Origin of the sequence: Pandoraea thiooxydans (assembly GCF_001931675.1) — a bacterium.
Taxonomy (GTDB): domain Bacteria; phylum Pseudomonadota; class Gammaproteobacteria; order Burkholderiales; family Burkholderiaceae; genus Pandoraea; species Pandoraea thiooxydans.
The window spans coordinates 387,873-401,750 of sequence record NZ_CP014839.1 but is presented as its reverse complement, the minus strand read 5'-3'; the positions used below and the strand labels follow the sequence as shown (position 1 = coordinate 401,750).

The following is a 13,878-nucleotide window of genomic DNA, read 5'->3' as shown; positions in this document are numbered from 1 at the left end:
GTGTCAGTTCCCGTTACGCCAGGCGGCATCATCCAGATGGTCGAGCCAGTGCCGCAATTTCAGGTTGAACGCATCCAGTTGGTCGTCATGGACATAATGTGTTGCGCCTGGAATGCTGATCGCGCAGATCTGCGGATTGACCAGCTCCATTTCCAGGGCGACCGCCTCGGATAAGAAGTCGGACTCCTGGCCGCGTATGACTAGCGTCGGAGTTTGCAGCGCCGCGACGATTGGCCAGAGATCCACCAACTGCGCGGGTGTGGCGGCCAGCCTGGCCGCCGCGATGCCGGCGGCATCGTGGCGCCAAACGACGCGGCCGTCTGCACCGTCCTTCAGCGAGTGCTCGACCCGCGATTGCAGGGCAATCTCCGAAATATTCGGGCGCTGACGCCGCCAGAAAGCCCTCGCCTGCGCCCAGGTGTCGAAAGCATCCGGAGTCGCCTTGAGCTCGCGCTTGATGCGCTCGGATCCCTGCGAACTCGCCGACGCCCCCGGTCCCATATCCTCGATGACGAGGCCCGCGAGCCGGTTCGGGTTGGCAGCGGCGTAGACAAATGCGTTTGCCCCTCCCATCGAATGCCCGACCAGCACGAACCGGCGCAGAGCGAGCGTGTCGATTAGCTCACCAAGATCGCGCACATAGGCACTCGCGTAGTAATCGCGTTTCGGATCCCAATCGCTCTGGCCTCGGCCACGCTGATCCAGGGCAATGATCCGGTAGCGATCGACCAACGCCTGTGCGACCGGCTCCCACGTGTGAGCGTAACTACGCAGGCCGTGCAACATCACCACCGGTGGCGCATCGTCGTCGCCCCAGCTTACGTAGCGCAGTCGAAGCCCATCGCTTTGGATCCAGCCTTCCTGCGCGGCAGACATATTCATCGCTCGCCCTTCGCTTTGCCTGTCAAGTTAGACCAGCCCGTCGTTGCCGACGATCTCGCTGGCTTTGAGACCGCCGAGCCGCGCATGCAATCGCCCACGCGTGGCGAAGGCGAAAATCACCAGCACTTCGTCGGCATTGGGTGCATCGGGAAACAGGCAGGTCACGGTGTCGTAGTGCGAGCGAACGTACAGGGCGTCCTTATGGGCCAACGGCACATCGATCACGGTATTGATCGGGCCGCGTTTGCCGCTCGAAGGAACCCAGGACTTGCCGCCGCCCAATGCGGCCCGAATGGGTTCGGCAAAAATCGACGTCAGAAATGCATTGCCGTGCTCGTATTCACCGTCGGCACCGACCAGGCACGCCTTGCCATAACTCTCGATTTTTCCGTCGCCGATCAACTCCTTGATACGTCGCGCGAATTCCTCGCCGAGCGCCGGTGACGGCTTCACCAGGTCGTCGAGGTCACGGCTGAAGCGACCCGCGTACGGGTTATGCAAGGCGGCGGCGATCACGATTTTGCGCAACGGCTCGCCGTCGGCAAGTTCACCAGTTTCGTTCGCCAGTGAGTCTTCAATTTGCGTGTACCACTTGCGGATGTGGTAACTCTCGAAATTCGCGGTCTTGTTCATGAGGGATGCTCCAAGGGACTGTGATATTGAATTCGTGGATTGAATCGACAAACGATCTAGTCGAACAGCGGTTCGAGTTCGGTCGGATTGCTCGGCGCCTTGTAAAAATTGAGCACGCGCTTTCCTTCCTCGTCGTCTTTGACGGTTTCACAAAAGAATTCGAGGCGATTGCCGTCCGGGTCGGTGAAATACACGCCAACACCGACCTTGTGATCGGTGATCTTCACGATGGACACGCCGCGCCGGATCAACATGCCGTAGAGGCGCCGCAGTTCGGTCAGGTCACCATCGATTTCCAGGCCGTAGTGCTGCAGGCCAACGGTGCCGAGTTCCGCGTCGGACACCGCGCGAATGAGTGCGATGTCGTGATGCTTCTTGCCGAACGACATGAAAACCCATTGCTCGTCGCGTGCGGTCTCGGTCATGCCAAGCACTTCCGCATACCACCGCCCGGACAGATCCGGATCGCGAACGAACAACGACAAATGGGTTCGCTGAACGCGCGGCGTCGGCAGCGGCGCACCGCTTGCATTGGCCGCCGCGGCGCGCTGTTGCATTTCTGGCGTAATCATCTGGCCACTCTCTGTTTAATGCGTCGATTGGGCGTGGGCAACCAGCGGTGCTTCAAAAGGCGTCCAGGCCACGGCGGTGATTTCACTGAAGTCGCGCCATTCCTTGTGCCAGTGCCGCCCGCCGTCCCGCGAGCAAAACAGGTGGCCATACTTCGTGCCGGCATAAATCAGATCCGGCTTGGCCGCGTGCAGGCCGAACGCCCAGAAGGTCGAATTCGGCTCGCTCGCCAGCTCGGTCGCCCCCCATTCCCAGCCCCGGTCTTCCGAGCGGTAGATCCGAGTGCGGCTGCCGGGGGTACCGTCACCAATTGCCATCAGCAGGTCACCCCCGGGTTTTGGCAACTGCGCCACCGTGCGGGTGTAATACAGGCCGTCGAACCGATCTCTGGAGAGTTTTCCGTTCCATGTTTGCCCGTCGTCTTCGCTGACATAAACCGCATTGACGCTCAGCACCAGTGTGGTTTTCGGCTTGTCGTGTGTTTGGGGCTGCACGAGAATCGCGTGGATATCGCTGTTGCGAATGGCCGAGCCTGGGCCATCGACACGCACCCAGCTCGCGCCAGCGTCGCGGCTTCGCCAAACGCCTCCTTCCTCCACGCCGTACCAGACGTCGTTGCTGTCCTGCGGATCGATGCATATCGTGAGCAGGCGAGGCCGATGAACGCCGGAACAGAATTCCGGGAGCTCCGGCGCCGTCCGTTGCCATGTCTGGCCGGCATCGATCGACTTGAAAATGGCGGCACGCGACGGCGCGCCGGTGCCGGCATACAGTACCGCGCTGTTCTTCGGGTCGATGGCAATCGACCATACCGTTTGATCGTTCAGCACGTTTGCCGGTCGATGCCAGTGCGCGCCGCCATCGTCGCTGATGCAAAGACCCGAGTCGGCGCCCGCATAGATTCTGGAGGGCGTCACGGGGTCGACGGCGAGCGCACGAACGATGCCGTCGAATTCGATCGGTTCGTCGAGCCCGAGGCGATGCCAGGTCTTGCCGTCGTCATTCGAGCGCAGGATGCCTTGTCCCGCGGTTGCGACCAATACAGTTGCGGTCATAACCAAATACTCCTTGTCCGTGTCTCAGAGGAAGATGCCGCGCGTCAGTCCGCCGTCGCAGCCAATCGATTCGCCGGTAATCGTTCCGGACTTGGGCGATGCCAGGAACGCCGCAATCCAGCCCATTTCTTCCGGCTGCAGCACGCGACGAATCGGCGTGACTTTGATGTAGTTGGCTTCGACCTGCTCGGCCGTGAGCCCCTGCTTCTGGGCTTCCTTCTCGTACAGTTCGTGAATGTGCGGCGTCTCGACCACGCCGGGATGAATCGTGTTGACCGTAATGCCGAAAGGGCCGAGTTGGTCCGACAGCGTCTTGGTCATATGGACGATGGCGACATTGCGCATGCCGGAGATCTGCTTGCTGCCGCGGCCGGTCAGCCCACCGATGTTGATGATCCGGCCGAAGCCGTTGCGCCGCATATGGGGCGCGGCAGCCTTCGCGCAGCGAAAATAGCCGACTACTTTGATATCGATGTCCTGAAGCAGCCCCTGCGGGTCGGCATTCTCGAGTTCGGAGCGAACCAACCCGCCCGGGTGGGCCGCGCCGTTCACAAGAATATCCAGGCGCCCGTAGCGGTCGGCCGCGCTGGCGATTGCCGCCTCCACCGAATCCATGTCGGTCGTGTCGACGCAGGCCACCGAAATTTGCCCTGCGGCGTCGCCCAACGGCTTGACCGCCTCGCGTATCTCGGCGGCGGCGGCCTCGAGGTGCTCGAGTCGGCGCGCGGCGATCACCACATTCACGCCTTCACGCACAAACTCCAGTGCAATCGCCTTGCCGATACCCATGCTGCCGCCCGTGATGAAGGCGGCTTTTCCAGTGAGTTGCAGATCCATAAAATTTACGTTGACAGTCAGAAAATGGGGAAGACAACGACATACGGCGGCTTCAGGGCAAGCACATCTCGATGAGGCACGGGCCCTCGCGGTAAGCGAGCGCCCGCTCGAGTGCCTGGACCAGCTGCAGTGTCGTGGTTGCCCGTTCGGCCGGCACGCCGTAGCCTCTCGACAGCGACATCCAGTCGATCGCCGGGTCGGTCAACTCCGTGAGCAAACGCGAGTTCGGTGCGTCTGTCGGCAATCCGCCGCGCGTCAATTCCGTCTGCAGAATTGCATAGCGCCTGTTCGACGCGATCAGAATGACGACTGGCAAGCGCTCCCTTGCCATGGTCCAAAGCGATTGAATCGTGTATTGCGCACTGCCATCGGACTGAAGAGCAAAGACGCGCCGCTCGGGGCAGGCCACTGCCGCGCCGAGCGCAACCGGCAATCCCTGCCCGATCGCGCCGCCCGTATTCGTCAGGACGGTATGGCGTCGCGCCCGCGCCGATGCGGTGACGAATGGATATCCGCAAGTACCGCCCTCGACCGAGACGATCGCGTTCTCGGGTAATGCGTTCGACAGGATGCGGCCGATCGCCTGTGGGGTCAGTTGACCGGGCTCGATATTCCAGAGCTCGGCGCCTGTGGCGGCAGTCTCCTGCGTCGCGCCAAGGCAGTCGGCGACCGCCTCCAATGCCTGGTCGGCAGCCTCGCCCGGGGCCGCCAGCAAGGCAATGCTCTCGGGTGGCGCCAACTCGCTCGAAATACCTTCGTAACCAAAATAAGTCACCGGAGCCAACGCACCGGCCAGCACAACCTGGCGTCCCGCGAGCGCCTCTCGCGCCGGTTCAGGGAAGTACGGCAGGCGGTCGATGTCGGGCAATCCGGCGCCGCGTTCGGTACGCGCCGGGAAGGTCTCGCTCAAACACACAGCGCCAGTCACCGCAGCGATGCGCGCGGCGGCCCGCTGGCCACGCTCGGAAAGCGCCCGGTCCCCCATCAGCAGGACCGCCGGCTTTTTGCTACCCAGCAACTCGGCAATCTTCGCGACTCGCTGCCTATCGAAGGTCGGCGCAGGAATTTTCGGCACGACGCCCTGAAGCGTCGCGTCAACGCTGACCGATTGCAGATCGACGGGCAACACCAGCGTTGCAACACCGCGCTGCGCGCCCATGGTCGCCTGAATTGCCTCGGCGGTATCGCGGGCCAGGTCGGCCTCGGTGGCCACACTCCGGTACCACACCGATACTGGACGAGCCAGCGATTCGATGTCCGATGTCAGCGGAGAGTCGTACTTCAGGTGTGCCCGCGTGTGGTCGCCGACGATATTCAAGATTGGCGTGCGTGCGCGCCGAGCATTGTGCAGATTCGCTATTCCATTCGCGTGGCCCGGACCGAGGTGCAGCAGCGTCATGGCTGGCGTGCCGGCCATGCGGCCATAGCCGTCTGCCGCCCCCGTGCATACCCCTTCAAATAGCCCGAGGACGGCGCGCACGCCGGGAACCATGTCAAGCGCCCCGACAAACGGCATTTCTGTGGTTCCAGGGTTGGCGAAACAAACGCGCACTCCCGCGTCGCGTGCGGTCTTGAGCACAAGGCACGCGCCATTTTGCATACCCTCACCGTTTTTTGGCATTGTGACTCTCTTAAATCTAATAAATATAAAATTTTCGTGAATATAATCCCATATTAAGGGATTTGTCAAACACGCGGTGCGGCGATTGAAATTGTCTCGAGGCTCCCGCCGACTGGTGCGGCGGGGCAGTCTCGCCAGGCAACAAGCCATGCAAGAGAACACATAAGCCAAAGCATCGGCACGGAACCCAACGACTACATCTCAACGCAATCCCTCTATTGGGGATTCGTTTCGCGCGGGATCCGGGCCGCCCATCCCGCGACGAGAGGCGGGGCGCCAGCATAAGCGGATCCACGCATACGCCGCATGCCTTTGGAAGAACGTCGGCGTATGGCAGAGCGCCGTTCGACGACGCACTGTGTCGACCGCGGCTGCCATGGCCCAGCGCGCTGTGGCGCAACGCCCGACCACCAGCCCAGTTTCCGGGCAGCATCTAGGCGACCTGCTGCAAAGGCTTGGTAAATTCACTCGACTTGCCGGGGACCATCCACATCAGCAAAATCGCCCCAAACAGGAGCAACCCGCCGACAATCGCAAGCCCGGCGTAAGGTGAACCGGTGCGAGCCATCATGCCGCCCACGATCCATGAACTGAACGCCCCTCCAATCGAACCCAAGGCGCTGATAATGGCAATCCCGGCTGCGGCGCTGCGCCCCACCAACTGAGCCGCGGGAATCGTCCAGTAGATAATCGGCACCGTGAAAATCGATAGCTGGGCAATTGCCACGAGCGCGACGGTAACGGGGACGTTGCCAAGAGAAAAGCGAAGCAGAAACAGGCTAACGGCCGTGGCGACCATGCACCCGGCGATATGCCAGCGACGCTCCATGCGGCGATCGGAGCTGTATGCGATCGCGAGGTTGCCGAGCATCGTCAGCACGGAGATCAGGCCGGAGAGCCAACCGATGCTCGCGACGCTGACCACTCCCGAGAACTTGAGGATTGTTGGCCCCCAGAAGGCCACCGCAACGAGCCCGACGTAGATGCAGAAGTACACCGTCGCAAGACCGAGGATGCGTCGGCTGCGGAGAATTTCCATCAGGCTTATGTGCTCGTGCCCGATAACGGCCTTGGCATGCGTGTGCGTCAGGTCTTGCTGCAGCATCTGCCGTTCAGCACCGGAGAGCCACTTCGCAGTGTCCGGGCGATCGCTGAGCATAAACGGAGCGAGTAACCCCAGCACGATGGCTGGCACGCCCTCGATAAGGAATAGCCACTGCCATCCGCGCAAGCCCATGAAATCGTGCAACTGGCTCATGATCGAGCCGGATAGCGGTCCGCCGACAATTCCCGCGATCGGCACGGCCAGCAGCAGGACGCTATTGACGCGAGCTCGCACGGTATCGGGAAACCAGTACGACAAGTACAGAATAAGGCCCGGGAAAAAGCCGGCCTCGGCCATGCCCAACAAAAAGCGCAGGACATACAACGAGGTCGCGCCAGTCATGAATGTCTGGCCAACCGTGCATAGGCCCCACAGGAGCATGATGCGCATGAGTGTCTTGCGGGCTCCAATACGAGCGAGCATCAGATTGCTCGGCAGCTCGAACGCCGCGTAGCTAATGAAAAAGATGCCCGTCGCCATGCCGAAGGCCCCTTCCCCCAGCCCAAGGTCATGTAGAAATTGCAGTTTGGCGAAGCCGATGTTGACGCGATCGATGAAATTCAGGACGTAGCAGATGAACAGAAACGGGATGATGCGGACCGCGATCCTGCAATACAGGCGCGAGTGGGATGGCGCTGACATCGCTTTCTCCTCGGAAAGGCACACTTCATGGCTCGGTACCCCACCTCCTCAGACCGCCCCTTCGGATCGGGTCTGGCACGCTCATGCGCTTCCTGGCGGGCCGCACGCCAACGAAAACCCGTGAGACTGCGATGGCAATGGGACGAGGTTCTCGACGGCACCCGTCAATTCTATTGAATCCCTTAATTAGACATATATAATCGTTTACACTGAATTTTTTCGATATTTTTTTATTTCACATTCCTTATTACGGAATATATTTAAAAATTCCTTTTTTTGAATTCCCATGAAAGCCACCTGGATGCACGCCGAACAATGGCGTCAGATGGGCTCCGCCTGTGGCTAAAGCATCGCCACAGCCCACCCAGAAGCGGTGCGCGAGATTATTTCTCTGAGTGAGTGAATGGATCGGCGGCTTCGCGAAGCCGCCGCCCTAGAGGAGTTACCGATGCACGCCTCAAGTCCTCAGCGAGCGCTGAGCGACTTGTCCGGTCATTCGACGATTGCGGGGAGGTGGCAGGGGTACCGGAGCACGCGCGGCGCGCCGGAACCGCTGAGCGGCATGGACGCGATGCAGAACAGCCGTCGTCGGGTTGTGAAACGCTGACCCCATCGGAGTCGGCTCGCCGAGGAACGAACCAGATACGAGTCCCGTGAAGTTCCGGCGGAAAAAGAAAAACGGCTTAGAGAGGCAAGTCTCTAAGCCGTTGATCTTGAAGCGAATTAGGTGGCGCGGCTGGCAGGATTCGAACCCACGACCCCTTGGTTCGTAGCCAAGTACTCTATCCAACTGAGCTACAGCCGCGTCGTAGGAGCGGAATTATGCCCCGATTCCGTCTTTTCATGCAAGTACTTTTTGAATATCACGGTCCAGACCAACGACCGAGGGCTGCCTGCCATCGGATCGGATACCTCGTTGCGGCTGTTGAACGGAACCCGAGTTAGAACTTTTACTCCATGCAAATCCACCGCTTGGCGACCTTTGGCGAGTGTGCAGGAGGGGTGGTGCAGGTTATGCTACCGGGATTCCCAAGCGGCGCCACGCCGGCAGGCATAGCTGGCGGCACCGCTGACGATAATCCATATGGACGTAGAGGAGGAGTCTATGGAAAAGGTCTGGTTGAAGAGTTATCCGCCCGGGGTGCCCGCCGAAATCGACATGGACGAGTTTTCGTCGCTGCTCGACGTGTTCCACCAAAGCTGCGCCAAATTCCCGCAACGGCCCGCCTTCTGCAATCTCGGCACGACTCTCACCTATGCGGAACTGGACGCCCAAAGCCGCGCGTTTGCCGCGTATCTGCAGTCGCTGCCAGGCCTGACCAAGGGCGCACGGGTAGCGATCATGATGCCCAATTTGCTGCAATATCCGGTCGCGCTGTTCGGCGTGTTGCGCGCCGGCATGGTGGTGGTCAATGTGAATCCGCTCTACACCGCGCCGGAACTCGAGCATCAGTTGCAGGACGCCGGTGCCGAGGTGATCGTGGTGGTCGAGAATTTTGCCGCCACCTTGCAGCAGGTCGTGGCGCGCACGCCGGTCAAGCACGTGATCACGACGCAGATCGGCGACATGGTGAGCGCACCCAAACGCTGGATCGTCAATTTCGTCGTCAAACGGGTCAAGAAAATGGTGCCCGCCTGGCATATCGGCCATGCGGTGCGGTTCAACACGGTGCTGGCCAAGGGTGCGCGTCTCGCGCTGAACGAGCCGCCCCTCACGCACGACGACATCGCCTTTATTCAATACACCGGCGGCACCACTGGCGTGGCCAAGGGCGCCGTGCTCAGCCACGGCAACATGATCGCCAATCTGCAACAGGCGCATGCCTGGGTCGGCAACGGGCTCGAGCTCGGCAAGGAAGCCGTCGTCACGGCGCTGCCGCTCTACCACATCTTCTGTCTGACCGCGAACTGCCTGGTGTTCATGAAGCTGGGCGGCTTGAATCTGCTGATCACCAACCCGCGCGACATGCGCGGCTTCGTTGCCGAACTCAAGCACTGGCATTTCACCGCGATGACGGGCGTCAATACCTTGTTCAACGGGTTGTTGCACACGCCAGGATTCGAGGCCCTCGACTTCAGCGCGATGAAGTTTGCCCTGGGCGGCGGCGCGGCCGTGCAGCGCGCGGTGGCCGACCGCTGGCAACAAGTGACCGGTCATCCGCTGATCGAAGCCTACGGCCTGACCGAGGCGTCGCCGGCGGTGTGCATCAATCCGGTCGGCAGCCAATACAATGGCACGATCGGGCTGCCGATTCCCTCGACCGAGATCAGCATTCGCAACGATGCCAACCAGGATCTCGGCGTCGGCCAGGAGGGCGAGCTGTGCGTGCGCGGGCCGCAGGTCATGAAAGGCTACTGGCATCGCCCCGACGAAACCGCTCAAGTGCTCAGCGACGACGGCTGGCTGCGCACCGGCGATATCGCGGTGGTCGACGAACAGGGCTACGTGCGCATCACCGACCGCAAGAAGGACATGATCATCGTGTCGGGTTTCAACGTCTATCCGAACGAGGTCGAAGGTGTGGTGGCGGCCTGCCCCGGCGTGCTGGAGTGCGCGGTGGTGGGTGTGCCCGACGAGCGCAGCGGCGAGGCGGTCAAGGTCGTGGTGGTCAAGAAATCGCCCGAACTGACCGAGCAGGCCGTGATCGATTACTGTCGCAAGAATCTCACCGGCTACAAGATTCCCCGAATCGTCGAATTCCGCACGGAATTGCCCAAGACGCCCGTGGGCAAAGTGCTGCGCCGCGAACTGCGCTAGTCGGCATCTATTTTTTGGCCAGCCGCGTGAGCACGTAAGCGCTCGCGGCCAGGCCAAAACCAGCGGTCACGCACATGCTGGCGCCAAAGCCCGCGCAATTGAGCCCCTGAGGCCCGGCAACCGGTTCGCCATCGGGCGCACAGGCGGCATCCGGATAAATCAGCGGCTCGTCGGAATAGACGGCAGGTATCCCGAATTTGGCTTTCGGGCCGCGCGCGAAACCGTGTAGCCGTCGCAACTGCGCACGCACCTTGGACAGCAGCGGATCCTGGATGGTGCGTGCGAGGTCGTCGATGCGAATGCGCGTGGGGTCGAGTTGGCCGCCCGCGCCGCCGACCGTGATGATCGGCTGACCGCGCCGGGCGGCCCACGCGATCAATGCCGTTTTTACGCGCACGCTGTCGATTGCATCGATGATCCAGTCGAAGCCCGAGCCCAGCAGGGCATCGAGATTGTCCATCTCGATAAAGTCCTCGATAATGGTGATTTGGCACTGCGGATTAATTGCGCCGATGCGCTCGGCCATGGCCTGCACCTTGGCCTTGCCGTAATTGCCCTCGAGTGCATGAATCTGCCGGTTGGTGTTGCTCTCGGCGACGTGGTCGAGATCGATCAGGGTCAGGTGTCCGACCGCGCTGCGCGCCAGCGCTTCGGCCACCCAGGATCCGACACCGCCGATGCCGATGACACAGACGTGCGCAGCACGCAAAGCCGCCAGGCCTGCATCGCCATAAAGCCGCGCGATGCCCCCGAAGCGGCGCGAGTCGACCAGAAGCGTCTGCGAAGACGCACTCCCCATGTTGGCACCGTCCGGCGTGGGCGGTACATTGTCGTTAACTGGTCGAGCCGTGTTATTCGTCATGAAAGTGATTGCGGGTGTAATCAAATGGTTGGCATTGCTGGTCGCCGCGATAATCATCGGCTGCGCGATCTTTATCTCCGTGTTCAACTGGAATCGCGCGCGCGGCTGGATCGACCGGGAAGTCAGCGCCGCCGTCGAGCGGCCGTTCGCGATTCGAGGCGACCTGACGTTGCAATGGCTGCCGCCCGACGCCGAGGCCTCCGGCATGGGCCGTTGGCTGCCGCGCCCGCGTCTTATAGCGAATGATATCGTGCTTGGCAACCCCCCGTGGGGCTTGTCGCCGAACATGGTCGAAGTGCAGCAGGCCTCGATCTCTCTGGACTGGATGCCGCTGCTCGAACATCGCGTGGTGTTGCCCGAAGTCGCCCTGGCGGCGCCGCATGTCGACCTCGAACGCCTGGCCGACGGGCGCAACAACTGGACCATCAAGCAAAGCACGGGCAAGCCTTCGCTGTGGCGCTTCAAGATCGACAGACTGGTGCTCGAGGACGGCATCATACGCGTGCGCGACCTGGGCCATAAACTCGACCTGACCACCGAGCTGGCCACCATCGACGGCCAGCGCCCGTATGGCATCGGTTTCAGGACGCACGGCAACTTCAACGGCGTGCTCGTGAGCGGTCGCGGCCGCAGCGGCGACGTGCTCTCGCTGGAGAATAACGGCACCCCGTTCCCGCTCGACGCGGCAATGCATATTGGCCGCACCACCATCGCGGTGCAAGGCACGTTCACCAATCCGCTGACGCTGGCCGCGCTCGACATGCGACTGTATCTGTCGGGGCCGACCATGGCCGACCTTTACCCGATCACCGGCGTGGTGCTGCCCAACACGCCGCCCTACCGCACCACCGGCCGCCTGGTACATTCGCCGCGGACGTGGCGCTATGAACAATTCACCGGTCAGGTCGGCAGCAGCGATCTGAGCGGCACGCTGACGTATCACGCCGATCAGCCGCGGCCGCTGCTAGAAGGCGCGGTCGTCTCGAACCTGCTGCGCCTGGCGGATCTGGGACCGCTGATCGGCGCGCAGACCCCGGGCAAGCACGCGAGCGGGGGCGATCTGGGCCGCAAGCCGCCGCCGCAACCGCCGGGTAAGGTGCTGCCGGTGGCGCCGTTCAACACCGATCGCTGGCGCGCGCTCGACGCCGACGTCAAATTCACCGGGCGCAAGATCATTCGCGGCAAGGATTTACCCATCGAGAACCTAGTCACGCATCTGCTCCTGCGCGACGGCGTGCTGAGCCTCGATCCCCTGCAATTCGGCGTGGCCGGCGGGCAGATGGTTTCGAATATCACCCTGGACGGGCGCGCCACGCCGATGCGGGCCCGCATGCAGATGTCGCTGCGACATCTCAAGATCAAGAAACTGCTGCCCGAAGTCAATCTCATGAAAACCAGCCTGGGCGAGGTCAACGGCGACGTCGCCCTGGACGGCACGGGCAATTCCGTGGCGGCGCTGCTCGGCTCGTCGAACGGCGAGGTCAAGGCCCTGGTCGATCGCGGCTCGATCAGCAAGCTTCTGACGGAGTACCTTGGGCTCAACGTCGGCAACATCGTGTTCTACAAGCTGTTCGGCGACAAGCAAATCGAGATGCGCTGCGCCGCAGCCGATTTCGGGGTCGACAACGGCGTGATGAACGCTCGTACTTTTGTGATCGACACCGCCGACATGAGCATCGGCGTCAAGGGCAAGATCGACATGAAAAACGAACGGTTCGATCTGGATATCAAACCCGAGCCCAAGCATTTCGGCATACTATCGCTTCGGTCTCCGCTCTATGTCAAAGGAACATTCAAGCATCCCGACGTCGGCGTCGACGCCGGCACGCTGCTCGCGCGCGCCGGAGGCGCAATCGCCCTGGGCATCGTCGCGCCGGTCAGCGCGCTGCTGCCGTTGCTGGAGACAGGTCCGGGCGAAAACAGCCCGTGCCACAAGCTGCTCAAAGCGATGGAACATCCCGCCAGCGTGGGCGGCGCTACGGGTCGCGGGTCCGGCAATGCGGCATCGCCCCCTACCGTTCACGCGCCATCCGCGCAGGTCACGGGGCCGTTCGGGCGTCCCGACGGAGCTCCATGAGCAGACTGCGCGATGCGTCGAAATGGGCGCGAAAGGCCCCCAATCCCGACCGCATCGCAATCACACGCGACGACGAACTCTTCGTTATACTGTAACCGTCTGCTCATAAAACTACTGAGATATCGTGACGTTGAACGCATCTTCCCTCGCAGATTTGAGGAAAACATACGCCCTCGGATCGCTCGCCGAGTCCGATGTCGCGCAAGACCCGCTGCAGCAATTCAAGCTTTGGTTCCAACAGGCACTCGAAGCGAAGCTGCCCGAGCCGAACGCGATGACGCTGGCCACGGCCGGCGCCGACGGTCGCCCCGATGCGCGCATCGTCCTGATCAAGGGCGTCGACGAGCGCGGCTTCGCGTTCTATACCAATTACGAAAGCCGCAAGGGCCAGGAACTGGCGCAAAACCCTGACGCCTGCCTGCTCTTTTACTGGATCGAACTCGAGCGGCAGGTGCGCATCGAGGGCAAGGTCGAAAAGGTGCCGGCGGCCGAGAGCGATGCCTACTTCCAGTCTCGCCCGCTCGATTCGCGCATTGGCGCGTGGGCCTCGGTGCAAAGCGCGGAAATCGGCGATCGCCGCATTCTGGAAGAACGCGAAGCCCAATTTCGAGCCCAGTACGGCGAGCATCCGCCCCGCCCGCCGCACTGGGGCGGATACATCGTCAAGCCGGAAGCGATCGAATTCTGGCAAGGCAGGCCCTCGCGCCTGCACGATCGCATCAAATACATGCGGCGCGCCGACGGTCAATGGAAAATCGTCCGGCTCTCGCCCTAAAAATAGCGGGATCACCTATCGGATATCACCGCAACGCAGATGACCAGCCAACCTCTTTTAT

The 13,878-nt window shown here is 61.8% G+C and carries 11 protein-coding genes and 1 tRNA gene; 3 read left to right on the top strand and 9 right to left on the bottom strand.

Annotated elements, in window-relative coordinates:
* Positions 1 to 3: 3 nt before the first annotated feature.
* The 8 genes from PATSB16_RS01880 to PATSB16_RS01840 form a co-directional block, all read right to left on the bottom strand.
* On the bottom strand, positions 4 to 882 hold the full coding sequence (locus tag PATSB16_RS01880) for an alpha/beta fold hydrolase (protein WP_047216188.1): 879 nt from the start codon (positions 880 to 882) through the stop codon (positions 4 to 6).
* Positions 883 to 909: 27 nt separating this feature from the next.
* The gene (locus PATSB16_RS01875; RefSeq protein WP_047216187.1) at positions 910 to 1,515 is read right to left on the bottom strand and encodes an amino acid synthesis family protein; all 606 of its coding nucleotides are present in this window, start codon (positions 1,513 to 1,515) and stop codon (positions 910 to 912) included.
* A gap of 56 nt (positions 1,516 to 1,571) precedes the next feature.
* On the bottom strand, positions 1,572 to 2,087 hold the full coding sequence (locus PATSB16_RS01870; RefSeq protein ID WP_047216186.1) for a VOC family protein: 516 nt from the start codon (positions 2,085 to 2,087) through the stop codon (positions 1,572 to 1,574).
* A gap of 15 nt (positions 2,088 to 2,102) precedes the next feature.
* Positions 2,103 to 3,140: a WD40/YVTN/BNR-like repeat-containing protein gene (locus tag PATSB16_RS01865; RefSeq protein WP_047216185.1), complete on the bottom strand. Its 1,038-nt coding sequence runs from the start codon at positions 3,138 to 3,140 to the stop codon at positions 2,103 to 2,105.
* Between the two features lie 24 nt (positions 3,141 to 3,164).
* Positions 3,165 to 3,977 carry an SDR family NAD(P)-dependent oxidoreductase gene (locus PATSB16_RS01860; RefSeq protein ID WP_047216184.1) on the bottom strand — a complete coding sequence of 271 codons (813 nt, stop codon included), beginning with the start codon at positions 3,975 to 3,977 and terminating at the stop codon, positions 3,165 to 3,167.
* A 52-nt stretch (positions 3,978 to 4,029) separates the two neighbouring features.
* Positions 4,030 to 5,577, bottom strand: coding sequence for an acetolactate synthase large subunit (locus tag PATSB16_RS01855; protein WP_237170339.1), 1,548 nt, complete (start codon positions 5,575 to 5,577; stop codon positions 4,030 to 4,032).
* 454 nt (positions 5,578 to 6,031) lie between these two features.
* Positions 6,032 to 7,345: an MFS transporter gene (locus PATSB16_RS01850; protein WP_047216182.1), complete on the bottom strand. Its 1,314-nt coding sequence runs from the start codon at positions 7,343 to 7,345 to the stop codon at positions 6,032 to 6,034.
* A 728-nt stretch (positions 7,346 to 8,073) separates the two neighbouring features.
* A tRNA-Arg gene (locus tag PATSB16_RS01840) sits at positions 8,074 to 8,150 on the bottom strand.
* Positions 8,151 to 8,450: 300 nt separating this feature from the next.
* Between PATSB16_RS01840 and PATSB16_RS01835 the strand changes: the two genes are divergently transcribed.
* Positions 8,451 to 10,103 (top strand): AMP-binding protein, encoded by a 1,653-nt coding sequence (locus tag PATSB16_RS01835; RefSeq protein WP_047216180.1) that lies wholly within the window; start codon positions 8,451 to 8,453, stop codon positions 10,101 to 10,103.
* 7 nt (positions 10,104 to 10,110) lie between these two features.
* On the opposite strand, the gene tcdA is transcribed toward PATSB16_RS01835, so the two are convergent.
* Positions 10,111 to 10,902, bottom strand: coding sequence for a tRNA cyclic N6-threonylcarbamoyladenosine(37) synthase TcdA (gene tcdA, locus PATSB16_RS01830; RefSeq protein ID WP_047216179.1), 792 nt, complete (start codon positions 10,900 to 10,902; stop codon positions 10,111 to 10,113).
* 61 nt (positions 10,903 to 10,963) lie between these two features.
* On the opposite strand from tcdA, the gene PATSB16_RS01825 reads away from it, so the two are divergent.
* Complete coding sequence (locus PATSB16_RS01825) at positions 10,964 to 13,042, top strand: AsmA family protein (protein WP_052892792.1); 2,079 nt, start codon at positions 10,964 to 10,966, stop codon at positions 13,040 to 13,042.
* A gap of 130 nt (positions 13,043 to 13,172) precedes the next feature.
* Positions 13,173 to 13,817: a pyridoxamine 5'-phosphate oxidase gene (pdxH, locus tag PATSB16_RS01820; protein WP_047216860.1), complete on the top strand. Its 645-nt coding sequence runs from the start codon at positions 13,173 to 13,175 to the stop codon at positions 13,815 to 13,817.
* The last annotated feature ends 61 nt before the right edge of the window (positions 13,818 to 13,878 follow it).